General features: G+C 70.6%; 21 protein-coding genes. 14 read left to right on the plus strand and 7 right to left on the minus strand.

All coding sequences use genetic code 11. From position 1 onward, the window contains the following. Nucleotides 1–17 precede the first annotated feature (17 nt). Both ADK64_RS45090 and ADK64_RS19015 read right to left on the minus strand, forming a co-directional pair. On the minus strand, nucleotides 18–422 hold the full coding sequence (locus ADK64_RS45090) for a hypothetical protein (protein WP_053660505.1): 405 nt from the start codon (nucleotides 420–422) through the stop codon (nucleotides 18–20). A gap of 72 nt (nucleotides 423–494) precedes the next feature. Beyond that, a complete protein-coding gene (locus tag ADK64_RS19015; RefSeq protein WP_053660507.1) occupies nucleotides 495–1,706 on the minus strand; it encodes a pyridoxal phosphate-dependent aminotransferase in 1,212 nt (403 codons plus the stop codon). A 239-nt stretch (nucleotides 1,707–1,945) separates the two neighbouring features. Between ADK64_RS19015 and ADK64_RS19020 the strand changes: the two genes are divergently transcribed. Then, nucleotides 1,946–2,791: a trypsin-like peptidase domain-containing protein gene (locus tag ADK64_RS19020; RefSeq protein WP_053660509.1), complete on the plus strand. Its 846-nt coding sequence runs from the start codon at nucleotides 1,946–1,948 to the stop codon at nucleotides 2,789–2,791. A gap of 16 nt (nucleotides 2,792–2,807) precedes the next feature. On the opposite strand, the gene ADK64_RS19025 is transcribed toward ADK64_RS19020, so the two are convergent. After that, on the minus strand, nucleotides 2,808–4,418 hold the full coding sequence (locus ADK64_RS19025; RefSeq protein ID WP_053660511.1) for an N-acyl-D-amino-acid deacylase family protein: 1,611 nt from the start codon (nucleotides 4,416–4,418) through the stop codon (nucleotides 2,808–2,810). A gap of 18 nt (nucleotides 4,419–4,436) precedes the next feature. Continuing rightward, complete coding sequence (locus ADK64_RS19030; RefSeq protein ID WP_053660513.1) at nucleotides 4,437–5,726, minus strand: amino acid deaminase; 1,290 nt, start codon at nucleotides 5,724–5,726, stop codon at nucleotides 4,437–4,439. A 126-nt stretch (nucleotides 5,727–5,852) separates the two neighbouring features. Between ADK64_RS19030 and ADK64_RS19035 the strand changes: the two genes are divergently transcribed. The 5 genes from ADK64_RS19035 (at nucleotide 5,853) to ADK64_RS19055 (ending at nucleotide 10,297) form a co-directional block, all read left to right on the plus strand. Then, nucleotides 5,853–6,896, plus strand: a complete 1,044-nt coding sequence (locus ADK64_RS19035) for a sugar kinase (RefSeq protein ID WP_053660515.1) — start codon at nucleotides 5,853–5,855, stop codon at nucleotides 6,894–6,896. Next, the gene (locus tag ADK64_RS19040; protein ID WP_053660517.1) at nucleotides 6,893–7,666 is read left to right on the plus strand and encodes an IclR family transcriptional regulator; all 774 of its coding nucleotides are present in this window, start codon (nucleotides 6,893–6,895) and stop codon (nucleotides 7,664–7,666) included. The genes ADK64_RS19035 and ADK64_RS19040 overlap by 4 nt, the downstream gene beginning before the upstream one ends. A gap of 36 nt (nucleotides 7,667–7,702) precedes the next feature. Further along, complete coding sequence (locus ADK64_RS19045) at nucleotides 7,703–8,113, plus strand: RidA family protein (RefSeq protein ID WP_053660519.1); 411 nt, start codon at nucleotides 7,703–7,705, stop codon at nucleotides 8,111–8,113. 113 nt (nucleotides 8,114–8,226) lie between these two features. Further along, complete coding sequence (locus tag ADK64_RS19050; RefSeq protein ID WP_053660521.1) at nucleotides 8,227–9,705, plus strand: GntP family permease; 1,479 nt, start codon at nucleotides 8,227–8,229, stop codon at nucleotides 9,703–9,705. Nucleotides 9,706–9,778: 73 nt separating this feature from the next. After that, entirely contained in the window at nucleotides 9,779–10,297 is a 519-nt protein-coding gene (locus ADK64_RS19055; protein ID WP_053660523.1) for a hypothetical protein, read from the plus strand. Here the strand turns inward: ADK64_RS19055 and ADK64_RS19060 are convergent. Both ADK64_RS19060 and ADK64_RS19065 read right to left on the minus strand, forming a co-directional pair. Then, on the minus strand, nucleotides 10,294–10,500 hold the full coding sequence (locus ADK64_RS19060; RefSeq protein WP_053660525.1) for a DUF397 domain-containing protein: 207 nt from the start codon (nucleotides 10,498–10,500) through the stop codon (nucleotides 10,294–10,296). The genes ADK64_RS19055 and ADK64_RS19060 overlap by 4 nt on opposite strands. A 9-nt stretch (nucleotides 10,501–10,509) precedes the next feature. Then, nucleotides 10,510–11,361: a helix-turn-helix domain-containing protein gene (locus ADK64_RS19065; protein ID WP_053660527.1), complete on the minus strand. Its 852-nt coding sequence runs from the start codon at nucleotides 11,359–11,361 to the stop codon at nucleotides 10,510–10,512. 210 nt (nucleotides 11,362–11,571) lie between these two features. Between ADK64_RS19065 and ADK64_RS19070 the strand changes: the two genes are divergently transcribed. Then, the gene (locus ADK64_RS19070) at nucleotides 11,572–11,982 is read left to right on the plus strand and encodes an ATP-binding protein (protein ID WP_053660529.1); all 411 of its coding nucleotides are present in this window, start codon (nucleotides 11,572–11,574) and stop codon (nucleotides 11,980–11,982) included. Here the strand turns inward: ADK64_RS19070 and ADK64_RS19075 are convergent. After that, nucleotides 11,979–13,697, minus strand: coding sequence for a chitinase (locus tag ADK64_RS19075; protein ID WP_053660531.1), 1,719 nt, complete (start codon nucleotides 13,695–13,697; stop codon nucleotides 11,979–11,981). The genes ADK64_RS19070 and ADK64_RS19075 overlap by 4 nt on opposite strands. Nucleotides 13,698–14,066: 369 nt before the next feature. Between ADK64_RS19075 and ADK64_RS19080 the strand changes: the two genes are divergently transcribed. The 7 genes from ADK64_RS19080 (at nucleotide 14,067) to ADK64_RS19110 (ending at nucleotide 20,069) form a co-directional block, all read left to right on the plus strand. Further along, entirely contained in the window at nucleotides 14,067–14,894 is an 828-nt protein-coding gene (locus tag ADK64_RS19080; RefSeq protein ID WP_420713001.1) for a hypothetical protein, read from the plus strand. A 58-nt stretch (nucleotides 14,895–14,952) separates the two neighbouring features. Continuing rightward, a complete protein-coding gene (gene cpaB, locus ADK64_RS19085) occupies nucleotides 14,953–15,660 on the plus strand; it encodes a Flp pilus assembly protein CpaB (RefSeq protein WP_053660534.1) in 708 nt (235 codons plus the stop codon). Nucleotides 15,661–15,672: 12 nt separating this feature from the next. Next, on the plus strand, nucleotides 15,673–16,908 hold the full coding sequence (locus tag ADK64_RS19090; protein ID WP_053660536.1) for an AAA family ATPase: 1,236 nt from the start codon (nucleotides 15,673–15,675) through the stop codon (nucleotides 16,906–16,908). 7 nt (nucleotides 16,909–16,915) lie between these two features. Then, nucleotides 16,916–17,296, plus strand: a complete 381-nt coding sequence (locus ADK64_RS19095) for a TadE family protein (RefSeq protein ID WP_053660538.1) — start codon at nucleotides 16,916–16,918, stop codon at nucleotides 17,294–17,296. Between the two features lies 1 nt (nucleotide 17,297). Beyond that, nucleotides 17,298–17,645, plus strand: coding sequence for a TadE/TadG family type IV pilus assembly protein (locus tag ADK64_RS19100; RefSeq protein WP_053660540.1), 348 nt, complete (start codon nucleotides 17,298–17,300; stop codon nucleotides 17,643–17,645). Nucleotides 17,646–17,782: 137 nt separating this feature from the next. Continuing rightward, nucleotides 17,783–19,120 carry a CpaF family protein gene (locus ADK64_RS19105; RefSeq protein WP_053660542.1) on the plus strand — a complete coding sequence of 446 codons (1,338 nt, stop codon included), beginning with the start codon at nucleotides 17,783–17,785 and terminating at the stop codon, nucleotides 19,118–19,120. A gap of 4 nt (nucleotides 19,121–19,124) precedes the next feature. Then, the gene (locus ADK64_RS19110) at nucleotides 19,125–20,069 is read left to right on the plus strand and encodes a type II secretion system F family protein (RefSeq protein ID WP_053660543.1); all 945 of its coding nucleotides are present in this window, start codon (nucleotides 19,125–19,127) and stop codon (nucleotides 20,067–20,069) included.

A 20,069-nucleotide genomic window follows, 5' to 3' on the forward strand; every position in this document is an offset into this window, starting at 1 on the left:
TCACACCAACGCAGTGATCACGCGGTGCTGAGCGCCAGCGCAGAACCGTGCGCGTCCATCCGCTCCGCCGCCAGGATCGCCGCCGAGGTGTCCGCGCGGGACGCGGCGACGACGAGGGCCCGGCCCGCGAGGGCGTGGGCGCGCCGGTGCAGCTCCGTGGGGTCAGCGGCCGAGGCCGCTACGGCCCGGGCCGGTGTCCGGCCGCCGCGCAGCCGGCTCACCTCGCCGGCGAGGCGGTCCGCGGCCGTCTCCAGCTCCGCGGACGGGGCCAGCCCGCGCAGTTCGTCGGTGACCGCGAGCAGCGCGGCGAGGTGGCCCGCGAGCTGGATGTCCAGCTCCTCCTCGCGTGAGCGGTGAGGGAAGTCGGAGGAGACGTCGGCCCGTGTGCGGTGGACCGACTTGGTGCGGATCGGTTCGTACATGGGGGATGGCCTCCTGTGCTCTGACAGGAAACCATCCTAGCTTGGATTTCGTCTAAAGTTGAGTCTGATCTTCTACGGCTGGCCGTAGCCGTCGAGGAAGTTCCCGATCCGGGTGATCGCGTCGCGCAGGTCGCCGACGCTCGGCAGCGTCACCACCCGGAAGTGATCGGGCTCGGGCCAGTTGAAGCCCGTCCCCTGGACGACCATGATCTTCTCCTTGCGCAGCAGGTCCAGGACCATCTGCCGGTCGTCCTTGATCTTGAAGACCTGGGGGTCGAGCCGCGGGAAGAGGTACAGCGCGCCCCTGGGCCGTACGCAGCTCACGCCCGGGATCTGCGTCAGCAGCTCGTAGGCGGTGTCCACCTGCTCCTTCAGCCGGCCGCCCGGCAGCACCAGGTCGTTGATCGACTGGCGTCCGCTGAGCGCGGCTACCACGCCGTGCTGCCCCGGCATGTTGGCGCACAGGCGCATGTTCGCCAGGATCGTCAGACCCTCGATGTAGGAGTCGGCGTGGGCGCGCGGGCCCGAGATGGACATCCAGCCCACCCGGTACCCGGCCACCCGGTACGCCTTCGACATGCCGTTGAAGGTGAGGGTGAGCAGATCGGGGGCGACCTTCGCGGTCGGGGTGTGCGTGGCGCCGTCGTAGAGGATCTTGTCGTAGATCTCGTCGGAGCAGATCAGCAGGTTGTGCCGCCGGGCGATGTCCGTCAGCCCCTTGAGCACCGGCTCGTCGTAGACCGCGCCCGTGGGGTTGTTCGGGTTGATGATCACGATCGCCTTGGTGCGGTCGGTGACCTTGCGCTCGATGTCGGCGAGATCGGGCGTCCAGTCCGCCTGCTCGTCGCAGCGGTAGTGGACGGCGGTGCCACCGGCGAGGGAGACGGCGGCGGTCCACAGCGGGTAGTCCGGCGCCGGTACGAGGACCTCGTCGCCGTCGTCGAGCAGGCCCTGCATGGCCATCACGATCAGCTCGGAGACGCCGTTGCCGATGAAGACGTGCTCGACGTCCGTCTCGATGCCGAGGGTCTGGTTGTGCATGACGACCGCGCGCCGGGCGGCCAGCAGGCCCTTGGCGTCGCCGTAGCCGTGGGCCGTCGAGACGTTCCGGAGGATGTCCTCCAGGATCTCCGGCGGGCAGTCGAAGCCGAAGGCGGCAGGGTTGCCGGTGTTCAGCTTGAGGATGCGATGCCCCGCCGCCTCGAGCCGCATCGCCTCCTCGAGCACCGGGCCCCGGATCTCGTAACAGACGTTGGCGAGCTTGGTCGACTGGATCACCTGCATGTCCGTGAGCTTACGGCCCGGTATCGCCTCGCGGGTCGTGTTTTCCGCCACGTGAGACGCGGAGGTTTGTCCGAATACGCCCCTCTGCCGCCACGTGGAGGCCCGGCACACAGGGAAACCCCTACGACCGGCCCCGCCTTCTTGTTCGCACCCCCCTCCCGCATTGAGAATGCGCATGACAAGCATGAAGGGCGGCCGGAAGATCTCCGGTCGCCCAAGTCGTAAGAGGGGACCCCCACATGAACAAGCCTCTCCTTGCCGTGCTCTCCTCCGTGGCCCTGGCCGGGCTGGGTGCGACCCCGGCGATGGCCGCGCCGCACACCGCGCCGCACACCGCGAAGAAGGCCGCGGTGACGGTCGACTTCGCCGGCACCGTCTCGCTCAGCAACTGCTCCGGCTCGGTCATCCGCTTCCCCGGCTCCGCGGACACCGACCCGGCGCTCGTGCTGACCAACGGCCACTGCCTGGAGACCGGCTTCCCGGCGGCCGGCGAGGTCATCACCGGCCAGTCCTCCAGCCGTACCTTCGGCCTGCTGAACTCCGCCGGCAGCAAGGTCGCGACCCTCCGTGCCAACCAGGTCGTCTACTCGACCATGACGGACACGGACATCACGATCTACCGCACCACCACGACGTACGCGGCGATCAAGAGCTCCTACGGCATCAGCCCGCTCACCGTGCAGGACACCCACCCGGCCGCCGGCTCCGCCATCAAGGTCGTCTCCGGCTACTGGAAGAAGATCTACAGCTGCGACGTCGACGGCTTCGTCTACCGGCTCAAGGAGGGCGACTGGACCTGGAAGGACTCCGTCCGCTACACCTCCGCCTGCGACACCATCGGGGGCACGTCGGGCTCGCCCGTGATCGACACGAGCACCGGCAAGGTCGTCGCCGTCAACAACACCGGCAACGAGGACGGCGAGCGCTGCACCGAGAACAACCCCTGCGAGGTCGACCAGAACGGCAACGTCACCGTCCGCCAGGGCATCAACTACGCCGAGGAGACGTACATCATCCCGGCCTGCTTCACCACCGGCAACAAGCTGAACCTGAGCGCGTCCGGCTGCACCCTGCCCAAGCCGTAGGGGCGGCCGGGGCCGGTCACCGGGGCGTACGGCGGACGGATCGGCCCGCCAGCACGTCCGTCCGCCTCCCGTCCTCGATGACGAACCGGCCGTCGACCAGGACGTACGCGATCCCCGTGGGAAGCCTGCGGGGATCGGCGAAGGTGGCGCCCGGCGCCACCGTCCGCGGGTCGAACAGCACCAGGTCGGCCCGGTACCCCTCGCGCACCAGCCCGCGGTCCGGCAGTCGCAGCCGCGCCGCGGGCCGGGACGTGAGCCGGGCGACGCACTCCTCCAGCGTCAGCACCCCCAACTCCCTTACGTAGTGGCCGAGATAGCGCGGGAAGGTGCCGTACGCGCGCGGGTGCGGCTTCGTACCCTGGAGGATGCCGTCCGAGCCGCCGGTGTGGGCGCGGTGCCGCATGATCGCGCGGACGTTCTCCTCGTGCCCGACGTGCTGGAGGATCGTCGTACCGAGCCGGTCCGACAGCAGGAGACGGCGGACGGTCTCCCACGCCGGCTCCCCGCGCAGGTCCGCCGCCTCCCGGACCGTACGGCCCACGAGATCACCGAGCGCGGGGTCGGCGACGCCGGAGATCTCGATCGTCTCCCACTCCACCGGCACCCCGTGGCAGCCGTCCGAGCCGGTCACCTCCAGGCCGTGCCGGATCCGCTCGGCCGTCGCCGGGTCGCCGAGCCGGGCCAGGATCTCCTCCGGACCGCCCGCGCTCGCCCAGCTCGGCAGCAGCGCGGCCAGGGTGGTGCAGCCGGGCGTGTAGGGATAGGTGTCCAGCGTGATGTCCGCGCCGGAGTCCAGCGCCTCGTCGAGCAGGGCGAGCAGCTCGGGCGCCCGGCCCTTGTTCACGCCGAAGTTCATCGTGGCGTGCGCGAGGTGCAGCGGGCAGCCGGCCTCCCGGGTGAGGTCCACCATCTCGGCGTACGCCTCCAGCGCGCCGGCGCCGTAGGAGCGGTGGTGCGGGCAGTAGTAGCCGCCGTACGACGCCACCACCCGGCACAGCTCGGTCAGCTCGGCGTCCGGGGCGTACATGCCGGGCGTGTAGGTGAGCCCGGAGGACATCCCGACCGCGCCCTGCTCCATCCCCTCCGCGACCAGCCGCCGCATCCGGTCCAGCTCTTCGGGACGCGCCGCGCGGTCCTCCCAGCCGACGGCGAGCGCGCGGACGGTGCCCTGCGGGACGAGATAGGCCGCGTTGACGGCGATGCCCCGGTCCAGCCGGTCCAGGTACTCGCCGACCGAGCGCCAGTCGAGGTCGAGGTCGTCGCCGTACCCGTTCCACCCGGTGATCGCCTGCCGCACCTCCTGCAGCGTGCGGTCGTCCACCGGCGCGTACGACAGCCCGTCCTGGCCGAGGACCTCCAGCGTGACCCCCTGCGCGGCCTTGGCACTGTGGTCGGGGTCGCGCAGCAGGGCGAGGTCGGAGTGGGCGTGCATGTCGATGAAGCCGGGGGAGAGGACCAGGCCCTCCGCGTCCACTTCGCGCACGGCACGCGGCCGTTGGCAGCCCGCGGCGACCGCCTCCTTGACGATCGAGACGATCCGCCCGCCGTCGAGCACCACGTCGGCGCGGTACGACGGCTCGCCGCTGCCGTCGACGACGTCGGCGTCCCGGATGACCAGGTCCTCCATGCCGGCCTCCCCGTAGCCCTAGAAGTACGTACGGATGTAGTCGACGACCGTCCCGTCCGCCTCGGCCACCGGGATCAGCTGCCACTTGTCGAAGGACGTGCACGGGTGGGACAGCCCGAGCCCGACCCAGTCGCCCACCTCGACGTCGGCGCCGGGCTCCGTGCGCAGCCAGGCGTGCTGGTCGGACAGCCCGGTCACGGTGATCCCGTCCGCCGCCCGCTCGACACCGCCGCGGCGTACCACCTGGGCGGCGGGCAGGTCCAGGTCGTAGGCCGCGTCGCGCTTGCCCGCGTTGGCGAAGGCCTGTTCGGGGGTGGGCCGGGAGACGATCTGCGCCCACAGCCGGAAGGCGGGTTCCAGGGCGCCCTCCTCGGGGACCCGGGTGAAGGGGGTGAGCCTTCGGTAGTGGCCGTCGTCGTGCGAGACGTACGCGCCCGAGCGCAGCAGTTTCAGCACGGGCAGGGAGAGGGCGGGGATCTCCTCGAACGCCTCGGCCACCGCGTCGAACCAGGCGCTGCCGCCCGCGCTCACCACGATCTCCTCCGCGCTGCCGAACAGCCCGCCCTTGTCGAGGTCGGCGGCGAGCGCCACCAGCCGTCGCAGATACGACCGCACGCGCTCCGGGTCGGCCTGCGGCACCTCGCCCTCGTACCCCGCCACGCCCACCAGCCGCAACGTCCGCGTCCCGGCCACCGCGTCGGCGACGGCCCGGGCCCCGGCCTGCGTGCGCACCCCGGTCCGCGCGCCCTCGCCCGCGCCCAGCTCGACGACGACGTCCACGGGCCGGGCGGAGCCGCTGTCGCGCAGTGCCGAGTCCATCAGCTCGACCCCGCGCACGGAGTCGACGTAACAGACGAACCGGAAAGCGGGGTCGGCGGTGAGTTCCGCGGCGATCCACCGCAGGGCGGCGGCGTCCACCAGCTCGTTGGCGAGGAAGATCCGCGGGACGCCGAACGCCCGGGCGACCCGCACCTGGTGGGGCACCGCCAGCGTGATGCCCCAGGCGCCGTGCCGGAGCTGGCGGTGGAAGAGCTGCGGGGCCATCGAGGTCTTGCCGTGCGGGGCGAAGGCGAGCCCGTGGCGCACGGTGTACGTCTCCATGAGCGCCAGGTTGTGCTCCAGGCGCTCGGCGGACAGGGCGAGGACGGGCGAGGTGAAGCCGTCGGCCTCGCGGAAGAGGTTGCGACGCTGGGCGGCCAGCTCGCCGACCGTGAGGCCGTCGGCGTCGGGCGGGAGGCCCTTGAAGCGGTGGTCGACCCGTTCCTCGGCGAGGTGGGCGAGTGCTTCACTACCGGCTTCGCGAGCCATGGAGCCTCCCTGATCTGCAAGCGTTGCATGTCTTGCAACGTCCATTGCGTATGTCGCTCACTGCTGTCTAACATCTCGGCCAACGCGGGGTCAACGGACTCCCACCATCGAGGAGCTACGACGATCGTGACCGTCACCGGATCCCGCAACGCCCCCGACGCTGTGGATGTCGTGGCGCTCGGCGAGTCCATGGTCACCTTCCTGCCCAGCCGACCGGGCCGCCTCGCGGAGGTGCCCTCCTTCGACCGCGCGATCGGCGGCGCCGAGTCCAACGTGGCCTGCGTACTGGCGGCCGCCGGGCACACCGCGCGGTGGGTGAGCCGGGTGGGGGCGGACGGATTCGGCCAGCACCTGGTCGAGCGGATCGCCGGGTACGGCGTCGACGTCTCGTCCATACCCAGGGACCCGGCCCGCCCCACCGGCATCTACTTCCGCACCGCCGGCGACCGGGGCACGGGCGCGCACGAGGTGGCGTACTACCGGGCGGGTTCGGCGGCGTCGGCGATGAGCGTGACCAATGTGGATCTGACGGCGGTGCGGGCAGGGCGGGTGCTGCACCTGTCGGGGATCACGGCGGCACTGTCCGACGACTGCCGCGCGCTGCTGCACACGCTGACGGCACCCCACCCGGGCCGCCCTCTCCTCTCCTTCGACGTGAACCACCGCCCGGGGCTGTGGCGGACGGCGCAGGGCCCGCTGGTCCTGCTGGACCTGGCCCGGCGAGCGGACGTCGTCTTCGTCGGCGAGGACGAGGCGGAGGAGGCCTGGGGCGTCACGGGCGGCCCGGAGGCGATCCGCGAGGCGCTGCCGGAGCCGGCGGTGCTGGTGGTGAAGCAGGGTGCGCGGGGGGCGACGGCGTTCGCGCGCGAGTCGTCCGCCTTCGAACCCGCTCTGCACGTGGACGTCGTGGCCACCACCGGCGCGGGCGACGCCTTCGCCGCGGGTTTCCTCTCCGGCACCCTGCGCGGACTCCCCCCGGCGGCCCGCCTGCGCCACGGCCACCTCTTCGCCGCCGCCGCCCTCGCCACCCCCGGCGACCTGGCCCCGCCCCCCGCCCGGGACCACGCCGACCGGCTGACCGCCCTGAACGACACCGCATGGGGGAGACTTCGACTCGGCCCCGGCTGGACGCAAGCCGAGCGGGCCACGGAGGAGGCGAACACCCCATGAGTCAGACCGTCGACCGCGCCCTGAGCATCCTGCCGCTGCTGGCCGAGGGCCCCGCGGACCTCGGCCAGGTCGCCGACCGCCTGGGCGTCCACAAATCAACAGCGCTCCGCCTCCTGCGCACGCTGCACGAACACGGCCTGGTCTACCGCCAGTCCGACCAGCGCTACCGCCTCGGCGCGCGGCTCTTCGCCCTCGCCCAGGAGGCGATGGAGAACCTCGACATCCGGGAGATCGCCCACTCCCATCTCGTAGGGCTCAACGAGACCTGCGGTCACACCGTGCACCTCGCCGTCTACGAGGAGCACGAGGTGCTCTACATCGACAAGGTGGAGAGCCGCTACCCGGTCCGCATGTACTCGCGGATCGGCAAGCCCGTCGCCATCACGGTCGCGGCCGTGGCGAAGCTCCTCCTCGCCGATCTGCCCGAACCCGAGCGCCGCGCCCTCGCGGACAAGCTCGACTACCCCCTGTACACGGCCCGTTCGACCCCCAACGCCCCGGCTTTCCTCAGGGAGCTGGAGCAGGTGCGCGAACAGGGCTGGGCCACCGACCTCGGTGGTCACGAGGAGTCCATCAACTGCGTCGCCGCGCCCATCCGCGGGGCCGACGGCCGGGTGGTCGCCGCGATGTCGGTGTCCGCGCCGAACGTCGTCGTCACCGCCGAGGAACTCCTCACCCTGCTCCCGCTGGTGCGCCGTACGGCGGACGCGATCAGCGGCGAGTACTCCGGAAGGACGCCGGTGACGGACCCCACGAGGGACCCGTCATGACCGGCCACAACCGATCATGACCGACAAGGACCCCGCATGACCGAGAAGATCGCCCTCACCCCGAAGACCCACACCACCCCGCCCGCGAAGTTCTCGCACGGCGTGAAGAAGGGCAACATCCTCCAGGTCGCCGGCCAGGTCGGCTTCCTGCCCGCCGAGGAGGGCAAGCCCCCGACGCCGGCCGGTCCCACCCTGCGCGAGCAGACCCTCCAGACCCTCGCCAACGTCAAGGCGATCCTCGAAGAGGGCGGCGCGAGCTGGGACGACGTGATGATGATCCGCGTCTATCTGACGGACACGGCCCACTTCGCCGAGATGAACGAGATCTACAACACCTACTTCGAGGAGCAGGGCCTCACCCAGCCGCCCGCCGCCCGGACGACGGTCTACGTCGGTCTCCCGGCCGGCCTCCTCATCGAGATCGACGCGCTCGCCGTGCTGAGCTGACGTCGCCTCACTTCCCGCACACCGACACGGCACGGCGGCCCCTCACCCCCGGGGCGCCGTGCCGCGATCCCCCCTGCCCGAAAGCACCATGCATTTAAGTAGAGGCCCCCCGTATGCCCTTCTCCCTGGCCGCGACCGCCCCCACCGCCCCACCACCCCACACCGGAGGTCTGCTCCTCCTCCTCGACGGCACTCCCGGCCTCCTCACGGTCGCCGGAATCGGCATAGCCCTGCTCCTGTTCCTGATCATCAAGGTCAGGCTCCAGCCCTTCGTGGCCCTGCTCGCCGTCTCGATATCCGTGGGCCTGCTGGCCGGCCTCTCGGTCACCGAACTCTTCGGCACGGTCCAGAGCTCCACCGCCGTCTCCACCATCGAGTCCGGCATGGGCGGCATCCTCGGCCACGTCGCGATCATCATCGGCCTCGGCACGATGCTGGGCGCGATCCTGGAGGTGAGCGGCGGAGCGGAGGTACTGGCGTCGCGCCTGCTGACCCTCTTCGGCGAGAAACGCGCCCCCCTGGCCATGGGCCTGACGGGCCTGATCTTCGGCATCCCGGTCTTCTTCGACGTGGGCATCTTCGTCCTGGCCCCGCTGGTCTACGCGGCGGCGAAGCGAGGCGGCAAGTCGATCCTGCTCTACTGCCTCCCGCTCCTCGCGGGCCTGTCGATGACCCACGCCTTCCTGCCCCCGCACCCCGGCCCGGTCGCGGCCGCCGGTCTCCTCCACGTCCAGCTCGGCTGGGTCATCCTCATGGGCATCGTCTGCGGCATCCCCGCCGTGCTCGCCGCCTGGGCCTACGCCGCCTGGATAGGCAAGCGGATCTTCGTCCCCGTACCGCAGGACATGGTCGAGGCGGCGGAAGAGGCGAAGCGGGCGGTGATCGCGGAGCAGCGCGCGCAGGGCGTGGAGCCGCAGGAGACGCCGGTACCGCTGGCCACGGTGCTGGCGATCATCGGCACGCCCCTGATCCTGATCCTCGCCGCGACCTTCTCCTCGATCGCCCTGGACCCGTCCCCCACCCGCTCGGTCCTGGCGTTCTTCGGCAGCCCCTTCGTGGCCCTGACGATCGCCCTGCTCCTCGCCTACTACCTGCTCGGCATCCGCCGGGGCTGGTCCCGCAAGTCCCTGGAGGCCGTGTCGACTTCCTCCCTGAAGCCGGTCGGCAACATCCTGCTGGTGGTCGGCGCGGGAGGCATCTTCGGCGCGGTACTGAAGGCGAGCGGCGTGGCCCAGGCCCTGTCCGACACCTTCCACGGCGTGGGTCTGCCGGTGATCGTGCTGTCGTACCTGATCTCCCTGGTCCTGCGGGTGGCGCAGGGCTCGGCGACCGTGGCGATCGTCACGACGGCAGGCATAGTGGCCCCTCTCCTGACGGAGGGCGACCACTCCCAGCCCTTCGTGGCCCTGGTCATCATGGCCATCTCGGCGGGCTCGATCTTCGCCTCGCACGTCAACGACGGCGGCTTCTGGATGGTGGCGAAGTACTTCGGCATCAGCGAACGCGACACGCTGCGGACCTGGACGGTCCTGGAGTCGGTGCTGTCGGTGGCCGGGTTCGCGGTGGCGGCTGCGGTGAGCGTGTTCGTGTGAAGGTGACGGATGTTGGCCGTGAGATGAGCGGTCTGACTGGTTCCGGCACAGGGAAGTCGTCCATACTGCCGCCGTGGAGCAGCGCACAGGAGCGAGCAGCAAGCCGTCGAAGTCCGAGCCGTTGAAGTCCGAGCCCGTGACGGGCGCCGGCTTCGACCCGGCCTTCATCCCCGGCCTCACGGCCCCGGCGAAGGAGCAGGCGGCTACGGCCGCCGAGCCGCAAGCGGCGGAACCGGAGCCGGAGCCGGAGGACGCGCAGGCGTCGGCACAGCCGGAGGAGACCGAAGAGGACGAGGGCGCGGCCGACGGCCCGGTCTTCGAGGCGTCCGACCGCCGCGCGAGGATAGTGGCCGACCGCAAGGGGGTCCGCCTCCGCCTGGACGAGGAGTCCTGCGAGTTCGGCTGGGACGAGATCGCAGCGGTCGAAACGGAGTCCCCCCGCTTCGGCAAGCGCTACACGATCACGGTCCACACCCCGGACCGCCGCTGGTACCCGATCGAGATCGAGGCGACGGCGAAGTCCCTCTTCAAGGAGTGGGACGAGCAGTTGGACGCGGTGCTGGACGCGTACTTCGAGGAGGAGTCGGCCTAGCGGGACGTCCGCACGGGGGGAGCCTCCTTCAGCGCCTCGACGAAGGAGGCGAAGGCGCCGGCGGGGAAGGTGAGGGTCGCCCGGGCCGGGGCCTTTGAGTCTCGGACGGCTGTGTGGGTGTCCAGCTTCGCGATCTCCACGCAAGTGTTGCCGTCGCCTCCGCCGGAGTACGACGACTTCTGCCAGCGGACGGCCTGGGTCATGCGGGCGCCTCACAGTTCCTTGGTCATGTGGTGCACGAAGTCCCGTGACTCCACGGGTGGCAGTGCTGCTTTCCCCACCTTATTGAGGAGCACCCGGAAGCGCGCCAGCTGGGATTCGGCATCGATGAAGGCGGTGCCGTGAGGGGCGTCACGCAGCACTGTGTCCAGCCGGGGAAGGGGACCGCCCACGTACATCATCTCGATGCCCGCGCCGGCGAACCCTTCTCTTGCGAACGGGATGACGCGTACCGTGACGCGGCCGTTCTCGATCGCCCGCAGAACCTCGAGCAGTTGAGCCCGAGCGGTGGCGCGGTCCGACACGAGGATGCGCAGCGCGGCCTCGTGAATGATCGTCTCGTAGGGGACCGGGACACCACGTTCCAGTACGGACCTGCGCCGTGTCCGGTGCTCCACCCGGGGATTCAGTTCACTCTCCGGCAGCTCCGGGACCATGTAGCCGAAGACGGCGCGGGCGTAGTCCGGAGTCTGGAGCAGCCCCGGAACGTGGCTGGTGACGACCTCGCGCAGGAACGTGCCGTGGTGCTCGGTCTCGGCGACATCCAGGAACACCGGTGGGAGTACGCCGCGGTACTCCTCCCACCATCCCCGCGTGCGGTCGTTGGCCATCGCCACCAGGGCCTCGATCAACGCCTCGTCGGCGCAGGCATAGTGGGCGGCGAGACGCCGGACCCGCTCCTCGCTCACGCCTGCTAAGCCTGCTTCGACCTGACTCATCTGGGCCGAGGTCGAACTGAGCAACGCCGCCACCTCTCGGGCCTTCAAGCCGGCCGACTCCCGCAGCCTGCGCAGCTCGGTACCCAGGCGCACCTGCCGTGCCGTGGATTGGCTTCTCGGAGCCATGTGCCCTCCAGATCCTCAACCACCGTGTCGCAGTGCCCCGTTAGGGGGCAGATTACGCGACCGGCTTGCGCAAGGAAAAATTTTTGCTCTACCGTCAGTGATGTACCGCACACGCAGCGGAAGTGCACCGCACCGCTTCGCCCTGCCACGACGGCTGCGGCAATGCCACCGCGCGCGAAATCCCCTTCGCTTCAACGGAGTTGATCAGGCATGCCCGAAACCTGGGACTACACGCTCTACGTTCCCAACGACCTCAGAGCGGTCACGGTCTGTCGCCGTACCCTGCGTCTGATTCTGACCCTGCACGGGTTGATCGGCCTGGTGGACACGGCGGAGTTGCTGGCGGCGGAGCTGGTCTCGAACGCCGTACGGCACACCAAGGGGCCCGCCGCGCTCAGGGTCCGTCGCACCCCGCAGGGGGTGGTGTGGATCGGGGCGTGGGACAGCGACCCGGCGCCGCCGGATCCGCCGCGTCCGCTGGAACACAGTGCGGAGCTGGAGTACGGCTCGGGGATCGAGGGAAGTACGTGTGGTGCGAACTGGGGGTGGCCTAGGCAACCAGCGGCGCCCGGACCCCCCCCAAGGGCCCGGGCGCCGCACTTCACAGACCTCTCACGCTAGGGCAGCGCGTGCACATGCGCCCCCACCGAGTTCGACCAGGCGTTCCCCGACGCCGCGTCCCAGTTCGTCGACCAGGTCATCGCGCCCCGCAGGTCCGGGTACGTCTTCGACGGCTTGAAGGAGCCGCAGTTCGTGCCCGCCGTCAGGCAGTCCAGGGCGTTGTTGACCACCGAAGGGGAGACGTAGCCGCTGCCCGCCGCGCTCGTCGAGGCCGGGAGGCCCAGGCCCACCTGGGACGGGGCCAGGCCGCCCTGGAGCTGGATGCAGGCCAGGGCCGTGAGGAAGTCGACCGAGCCCTGGCTGTAGACCTTGCCGTCACAGCCCAGCATGGAACCGCTGTTGTAGTACTGCATGTTGACGACGGTGAGGATGTCCTTCACGTTCAGGGCCGTCTGGAAGTAGGAGTTCGACGTCGACTGCATGTCGATCGTCTGCGGGGCCATCGTGATGACCAGGGACGATCCCGCCTTGGCGGAGAGGGCGCGCAGGGCCTGGGTCATGTACGTCGCGTTCAGGCCGTTCTCCAGGTCGATGTCGACGCCGTCGAAGCCGTACGTCTGCATCAGGGAGTAGACGGAGTTCGCGAAGTTCGTGGCCGATGCCGAGTCGCTGATCGACACCGTGCCGTTCTGGCCGCCGATCGAGATGACGACCTTCTTGCCGGCCGCCTGCTTCGCCTTGATGTCCGCCTTGAACTGGTCGACCGTGTAGCCGCCGAGGCCGGACGAGTCCAGGTTGAAGGTCACCGCTCCGGGCGTCGACGCCGCGTCCGCGAAGGCCACCGCGATGATGTCGTACGACGACGGGACGTCCGACAGCTTCTGGACCGTGGCGCCGTTGTTGAAGTTCTGCCAGTAGCCGGTCACCGCGTGCTTCGGGAGCGAGCCTCCGCCGCCACCGGTGCCGGAGGAGGTCGTCGTGCCCGTCACCGACCCCGACTTCGCGGACTCGCCCGCCGCGTTCGTCGCCGTCACCTGGAAGGAGTAGGAGGTGGACGCCGACAGCCCCGTCACCGTGGCCGACGTGCCCGTCACCGCCGTCACCTTCGTGCCGTCCCGGTAGACGTTGTAGCCCGTCGCGCCCGACACCGGGGACCAGGACAGCGACACGGACGAGGAGGTCGCGGAGGAGGCCGTGAGGCCCGTCGGTGTCGCCGGGACCGTCGGGGCCGGGTCGCCGCCTCCGCCGCCGTCGGGGCCGTAGACCGAGACGTCGTCCGCGTAGTACGCCGCCTGGCCGTACCAGCCGTGCGTGTAGATCGTGACCGATGTCGTCGACGACCCGGTCGTGAAGGTCGTCGACAGCTGTTTCCAGGACGAGGAGTCCGGGGTCCAGGTCGAGACGTCCGTCGTGCCCGTGCCCGTCACGCCCAGGTAGGCGTAGCCGCCCTGGACCCACGCGCTCAGGGTGTACGTCGAGTTGGGCTGGACCGCGACCGCCTCGGTGCACTGGGCGTCGTCCTGGCCGGACGGGGTCGCCTTCAGTGCGGCCGTTCCGCCGTGCACCGGGGAGGAGACGGTCGTGCCGCTGCCCGCCGTACACGTCCAGTTGGTCAGGCCCGACTCGAAGCCCGCGTTCGTGACGTTGTTGACGTCCGCCGCGGATGCCGGGGAGGCGGCTGCGAGCCCCGCCACCGAGAGGGCCAGGGCTGTGGCGGCGGACCACAGGGTGAGGCGCCGTCCTCTGGGTCTGGGTATGCCTGGTGCGCGGTTCACTGGGGCCTCCGGGAAGGGGAGTTCGGCGGGGGAGCCTGAGGGGAAGGGGAAGGGGAAGGGGGAGGGGGAGGGGCGGTGGCCACCGCTGTGCGTACAAGTTGGTCCAGACCAATTCGGGTGTCAAGAGGTCCAGACCAAAATCGTTTTCGGTCACCCGCTCAACCTGTCCGGATTTGGCGGTACTTGTACCGAGAGACTTCCACTCGAGCTTCACAAACGCTGTTCTCCGGTCAGACGGCCGTGGATACAGTGCTCAGGTAGTCACGCAGTGAAGTCGTCCCGGCCTACGGGAGTTACCCCGGACGGCCGGCGGGTGTGAAGAGCGGGGAGCTGCGCGTGCCAACTGCCATTGCCGTGACCAGCGCCGACATGGCGCTGCCGGCGCAGGACGAACGGACCATGCCGGCCGTCGTGCTGAGCGGCCTCCACCAGCGGCCGCTGGAGCACGCGCTCACCGAACTCCACACCCTGATCGAGCAGTACGGATATCTGGTCGTGGTCTGCTCGGGCGCCACCCCCGAGCCCGTCGTACGGCGGCTGTACACCCTGCGGTCGCTGCTGGAGAGCGATCGCATCGCCCTCTTCCGGCCCGATCTGCCCCCGCTCGGCATCGCCGTCCTCGCCCGGCAGCTGCGCCAGCTCGCCTCCTGCGATCTGAGCCCGGGGGTCCTCGCCTCCGCCGGGCGGCTGCTCACCCACTATCTGCACGCCGGAGCCGTACTGGGCTCCGTCGCCAGGCTCGACCGGGTGCCCGTCGGCCTCAAGACGCACGCCAAGTCCTGGATGCCCGGCAGCCAGTTCGCCGTGCTCGCCCACCCCGAGCCGCAGCTCGTCAAGGTCGCGCCCGGCGCCACCCTCAAGGGGCCCGAGTTCAACACCTGGATGCTCGTCGCCAAGGGACAGTTGCAGAGCGAGTGGGTCGCCGGGCTCGGCGGACGGTGGAGCGTGCACGGACTGCGCGAGGTCCCGCTGCCCGCGGAGTCCCCGGCGTGGTGGGGCACCGGCCGCATGGTCGAGTTCTGCGGCTACCTCGCCGATCTGTCGGTCCTCTACCAACTGGTCACCTCCGTACGGCAGACCAGCTGTCACTGGTGCGGCCTGGACGTCATCGGCGACCGCTGCGTCTTCTGCTCCGCCACCCCGCCCGTCCGCGAACCCGCACCACCCCGCGCCCTGGAACAGCGCACGCCCGCCTGACCAGACCGGTACGTCCACATCCCGCTCGACCGATTCCCCCAATGAGGTTGCACGGTTCATGAACTCCCGTCAGCGCCGCGGCGTGATACTGCTGATCCTGTCGGTCCTGTGCGCTCTCGGCGCGTTCGCCGGCGTGCTCTCCGTCGTCCACGACGCGAATTCCAAGGTCGGGCCCGAGGTCAGCGCCTACCGGGTCAAGTCCGACGTGCAGCCGTACACCGCCCTGGACACCGGCCAGTTCGAGAAGATCAAGATGCCCGAGCGGTGGCTGTCCGGCAACGCCGTCACCGATCTGCGCCAGATCCAGGGCAAGATCGCCGTCACCACGCTGCGCGCGGGCTCCCTGCTCCAGACCGACATGATCGTGGACCAGCCCGCCCTCCAGCCCGGCCAGCAGGAGGTCGCCATCATGATCGACGCGGCGACGGGGGTCGCGGGGAAGATCACTCCCGGCTCGCGGGTCAACGTCTACGCCACCTTCGCCGGGAAGAACAACGGCGATCCCGACCAGTCGAAGATCATCGTCACCAACGCCCGGGTCCTCGACGTCGGCCGGATCACCGCCCTCGACCCCGACAGCAGCAAGAACCAGCAGCAGCCCAGCGAGGCCGTCCCCATCACCTTCGCGCTGTCCACCCTCGACGCCCAGCGCATCACCTACGCCGAGTCCTTCGCCCAGCGCGTCCGGCTCGCGCTGGTGGCCCCCGGCAGCGAGACCAGCGTCCCGGACAAGGACCGCACCTACGAACTCGCTACGGACAAGTGAGAGGCGGCCCGCATGCCTACCAGGATCCTCCCGGCCGGTGCGGACCCAGACGCCGTCCGCTCCCTCGTCACGCTGCTCAGCCAGCTCCCCGACGCCGAACCACAGCCGCCCGTCGGTGACTCCACCCAGCTCGTCGACGGCCTCGCCCGCCTCGCCGCCGAGTCGGTCGACGAACTGCCCGAGGTCGTGGTCGTCCACGAGCGGATCGGGCCGGTACCGGCCCTGGAGCTGATCCGCGAGGTCGCCCTGCGCTTCCCCGCCGTCGGCGTCATCCTCGTCACCACCGACGCGAGCCCCGGCCTGTTCGCCGCCGCCATGGACTCCGGCGCCCGCGGCCTGGTCGCGCTCCCGCTGTCGTACGAGGAACTCGCCAGCCGCGTCCAGGCCGTCGCCCAGTGGTCCACCGGCGTACGGCGCCATCTGGGCCACGGCGCCACCGAACTCCTCGGCGGGGTCGGCGGAACGCTCGTCACGGTCAGCGGTGCCAAGGGCGGCACGGGCGCCACCCTGACCGCGATCCAGCTGGCCCTCGCCGCCCAGGCCTCCGGGCGGGCGACGGCGCTGGTCGACCTGGATCTGCAGACCGGGGACATCGCCTCCTATCTGGACATCCAGTTCCGCCGCTCCGTGGCCGACCTCGCCGCCATCACCGACATCTCCCCGCGCGTCCTCGCCGACGCCGTCTTCCGCCACGACACCGGCCTCGCCCTGCTCCTCGCCCCTGCGGAGGGCGAACGCGGCGAGGAGGTGACCGACCGCGCCGCCCGCCAGATCGTCAGCGCCCTGCGCTCCCGCTACGAGGTGGTCGTGGTGGACTGCGGCGCCCAGCTGAGCGGCGCGGGCGCGGTGGCCGTGGAGATGGCCGACACCGCCCTGCTGGTCACCACCCCGGACGTCATCGCCGTACGCGCCGCCAAGCGGACCGTACGGATGTGGGACCGGCTGCAGATCCGCAAGGCCGAGGAGACGACGGCGGTCGTCAACCGGCACACGCGGAGTGCGGAGATCCAGCCGCCGCTGGTGCAGCGCATCACCGGAACGGCGCTCGCGCGTACGGCCGTACCCGCCAACTTCAAGGAGCTGCAGGGTGTTGTGGACGCCGGGCGGGTCCATGAACTGGACAGCAGGAGCACCGTGAAGCAGGCGCTGTGGGCGCTCGCCGGGGAGCTGGGCCTGGTGAAGGCACCCGAGGGTGCCCATCGCGGCGGCGGTCGTGGCGCGGTCGGCTTCCGGCGGCGGAAGGAGTGAGCGGGCCATGAGACGGCCGGGTGGGGACCGGGGACAGGTGAGCATCGAGTTCCTGGGGATGACGCCGCTGATCATCCTGACGCTGGTGCTGATGTGGCAGGCCGTGCTCGTGGGGTACGCCTTCACGCTCGCGGGGAATGCTGCGGACGAGGGGGTGCGGGCGGGGACGGCGGCGCCCCGGGGGGAGCGGTCCGGGGTGTGCCGGCAGGCGGCGCTGAAGCATCTGTCGGGGGCGTGGCGAGGGGGCGCGAGCGTGAGCGGGTGTGACCAGACCGGCTATGTGACCGTGGACGTGGGCATCAAGGTCCCCGTCCTCTTCCCCGGCTCCGTCGACTTCCCCCTCACCGTGCACGGCCATGCCGGTGCCGTGGAGGAGGTGAAGCACTGAGATGCCGTACCGGTGCCGAAGAGGTCGTGACCGGGGCCAAGTGGCCATCGAGTACCTCGGATTCATCCCCGTCCTGCTGATCGTCGGGCTGGCCGGCATCCAGATCGGCGCCGTCGCCTACGCGGCCGAGCAGGCCGGTACGGCGGCCCGGGCGGGGGCGCGGGCCGCGTCCCTGCGGCAGGACGCCCAGCAGGCGTGCGCGCAGGCGGTGAGCGGGGGGATCACGGTCAGCTGCTCGTCCGGAGGCGGCGGCGACTCCGTCACCGTCACGGCCACCGTGCACATCCCGAAGATCGTCTGGGACCTCGGCGACGCCACCAAGACCGCGACCATGCCCCTCGACCACTGACTCCGACCACCGACTTCGACTACTGACTTCGACCACCGACCCCGACCATGCCCCTGGGCCGCTGACCTCGGCCGCTGACCTTGACCACCGACCTTGACCACCGACCTCGACCACCGACCACTGAGCCAGGAGAAGCGATGAGTCTGCGGGCACGCATCAGCACTCCGGAGGAGCACGGCAGCCGGGGCGAGGACGGGCACCTGGTCGCCTCCTACCGGGCCAAGCTGCTGGAGGAGATCGACCTCGCGGAGATGAGTTCGCTCGCGGCGGCCGAACGCCGGGCGCGCCTGGAGCGGGTGCTCGGGCACATCATCAGCCGTGAGGGCCCGGTGCTGTCGACGGTGGAGCGCTCGCAGCTGATCCGCCGGGTGGTGGACGAGGCACTGGGCCTCGGCATCCTGGAGCCGCTCCTGGAGGACGCGTCGATCACCGAGATCATGGTGAACGGCCCCGACGCGATCTTCGTCGAGCGAGGCGGGCGCGTCGAGCAGCTGCCGCTCCGGTTCGCCTCCGCCGACCAGCTGATGCAGACCATCGAGCGGATCGTGTCGACGGTCAACCGCCGGGTGGACGAGTCGAACCCGATGGTCGACGCCCGCCTCCCCTCGGGCGAGCGCGTCAACGTCATCATCCCGCCGCTGTCCCTGACCGGCCCGATCCTCACCATCCGCCGCTTCCCGCGCTCCTTCACCCTCCAGGAGCTGATCGGCTTCGGCTCGCTCGACGAGCACATGGTGTATCTGCTGGCGGGCCTGGTCCAGGCGAAGTTCAACATCATCGTCTCCGGCGCGACCGGTACCGGCAAGACGACCCTCCTGAACGCGCTCTCCGGGCTGATCCCGCCGCGCGAGCGCATCATCACGATCGAGGACTCCGCCGAACTCCAGCTCCAGCAGACACACGTGGTCCGCCTGGAGTCCCGCCCGCCGAACGTCGAGGGCAAGGGGCAGGTCTCCATCCGCGACCTGGTCCGCAACTCGCTGCGCATGCGCCCCGACCGGATCGTGGTGGGCGAGGTCCGCGGCGGCGAGTCCCTCGACATGCTCCAGGCGATGTCCACCGGCCACGACGGATCGCTGGCGACCGTGCACGCCAACAGCGCGGAGGACGCGCTGACCAGGCTCCAGACCCTGGCGTCGATGTCGGACGTGGAGGTGCCCTTCGTCGCCCTGCACGACCAGATCAACAGTGCCGTCGACGTCATCGTCCAGCTCACCCGGTTCGCCGACGGCGCCCGCCGCATCACCGAGATCGCCCTGCTCGACAGCCACGGCGGGGAGCCGTACCGGCTGGCCACCGTGGCCCGGTTCGACGCGCAGCCGATGACGGCCGACGGACGCGTCTACGGCGGCTTCCAGTACTTCCCGCTCCCGCGCCGCACCGCCGACCGCCTCTACATGGCGAGCCAGCCCGTCCCGCAGGCCTTCGGCGTCGCCCACACGGCGGACCAGCTCGCCACCCGAGAAGCCAGGTAGGACCATGGAACTCCACACCCTCGTCCAGCTCACCACCGGCGTGACGCTGCTGGCCTGCGTCCTGGCGGTGGCCGGGCTGCGCGCCTACGCCTCGGGCCGGGCCCAGCGCGCCGCGCTCGTGGACCGGCTCACCCACACCGGCCCGCTCGCGACCGGCGGCCGCACGCGCCGCTTCCGCGACCTCGACCGGCGGCTGCGCCGTACCCGCCTCGGCCGATGGCTGGAACTGCGGCTGGCGGCGACCGGACTGGACGTCACCCCGGGCGAGTTCTTCGTCTACATGCTCGCCGCGGTCGCCGCGCTCTGGCTGATCGGCCAGGCCACCCTGGCCCCCTTCTTCGGCCCGCTCGCGGGTCTGCTGGGCATCGGGGCGGCGGTCCAGTTCCTCAACTGGCAGCGCCAGAAACGCATCGAACGCTTCATCGGCCAACTCCCCGAACTGGCCCGCATCCTGGCCAACGCCACCCAGGCCGGGCTCGCCCTGCGCACCGCGATCGGCATGGCGGCGGAGGAACTGGAGGCCCCGGCCGGCGAGGAACTGGCCAAGGTCGCCGACCAGTTGGCGATCGGCCACTCCCTGGACGACGCGCTCGGCGAACTCGCCGGCCGCCTCCCGTCACGCGAACTGGTCGTCCTGGTCACCACCCTGGTGCTGTCGAACCGGGCCGGCGGCCAGGTGGTCTCGGCCCTGCGGAACCTGACCGAGACGCTGGAGGAGCGCAAGGAGACGAGACGCGAGGTCCGCACCCAGCTCTCCCAGGTGACGATGACCTCGTACGCCGTCCCCGTCCTCGGTGTCGGCGCGCTGTTCCTCATGAACGGCGTCAAGGACGGCGCGCTGGAGCGGATGACCGGCTCACCGGTCGGCCAGGCCTGCGTGATCATCGCGTTCGCGATGTACGCCGTCGGTTTCGTCCTCATCCGGCGCCTGAGCCGGATCGACGTGTGA

The organism is Streptomyces sp. MMG1121, from assembly GCF_001280015.1.
Classification (GTDB): Bacteria; Actinomycetota; Actinomycetes; order Streptomycetales; family Streptomycetaceae; genus Streptomyces.

Bases quoted from the DNA above. Each gene is read 5' to 3' on its own strand.
- ADK64_RS19050 (WP_053660521.1), top strand. From the start codon at position 8,227: ATGCCCTTCTCCCTGGCCGCGACCGCCCCCACCGCCCCACCACCCCAC.
- ADK64_RS19080 (WP_420713001.1), top strand. From the start codon at position 14,067: ATGGCGCTGCCGGCGCAGGACGAACGGACCATGCCGGCCGTCGTGCTG.
- ADK64_RS19040 (WP_053660517.1), top strand. From the start codon at position 6,893: ATGAGTCAGACCGTCGACCGCGCCCTGAGCATCCTGCCGCTGCTGGCC.
- ADK64_RS19060 (WP_053660525.1), bottom strand. From the start codon at position 10,500: ATGACCCAGGCCGTCCGCTGGCAGAAGTCGTCGTACTCCGGCGGAGGC.
- ADK64_RS19095 (WP_053660538.1), top strand. From the start codon at position 16,916: ATGAGACGGCCGGGTGGGGACCGGGGACAGGTGAGCATCGAGTTCCTG.
- ADK64_RS45090 (WP_053660505.1), bottom strand. From the start codon at position 422: ATGTACGAACCGATCCGCACCAAGTCGGTCCACCGCACACGGGCCGAC.
- ADK64_RS19070 (WP_053660529.1), top strand. From the start codon at position 11,572: ATGCCCGAAACCTGGGACTACACGCTCTACGTTCCCAACGACCTCAGA.
- ADK64_RS19110 (WP_053660543.1), top strand. From the start codon at position 19,125: ATGGAACTCCACACCCTCGTCCAGCTCACCACCGGCGTGACGCTGCTG.
- ADK64_RS19100 (WP_053660540.1), top strand. From the start codon at position 17,298: ATGCCGTACCGGTGCCGAAGAGGTCGTGACCGGGGCCAAGTGGCCATC.
- ADK64_RS19045 (WP_053660519.1), top strand. From the start codon at position 7,703: ATGACCGAGAAGATCGCCCTCACCCCGAAGACCCACACCACCCCGCCC.
- ADK64_RS19105 (WP_053660542.1), top strand. From the start codon at position 17,783: ATGAGTCTGCGGGCACGCATCAGCACTCCGGAGGAGCACGGCAGCCGG.
- ADK64_RS19020 (WP_053660509.1), top strand. From the start codon at position 1,946: ATGAACAAGCCTCTCCTTGCCGTGCTCTCCTCCGTGGCCCTGGCCGGG.
- ADK64_RS19030 (WP_053660513.1), bottom strand. From the start codon at position 5,726: ATGGCTCGCGAAGCCGGTAGTGAAGCACTCGCCCACCTCGCCGAGGAA.
- cpaB (WP_053660534.1), top strand. From the start codon at position 14,953: ATGAACTCCCGTCAGCGCCGCGGCGTGATACTGCTGATCCTGTCGGTC.
- ADK64_RS19025 (WP_053660511.1), bottom strand. From the start codon at position 4,418: ATGGAGGACCTGGTCATCCGGGACGCCGACGTCGTCGACGGCAGCGGC.
- ADK64_RS19065 (WP_053660527.1), bottom strand. From the start codon at position 11,361: ATGGCTCCGAGAAGCCAATCCACGGCACGGCAGGTGCGCCTGGGTACC.
- ADK64_RS19015 (WP_053660507.1), bottom strand. From the start codon at position 1,706: ATGCAGGTGATCCAGTCGACCAAGCTCGCCAACGTCTGTTACGAGATC.
- ADK64_RS19090 (WP_053660536.1), top strand. From the start codon at position 15,673: ATGCCTACCAGGATCCTCCCGGCCGGTGCGGACCCAGACGCCGTCCGC.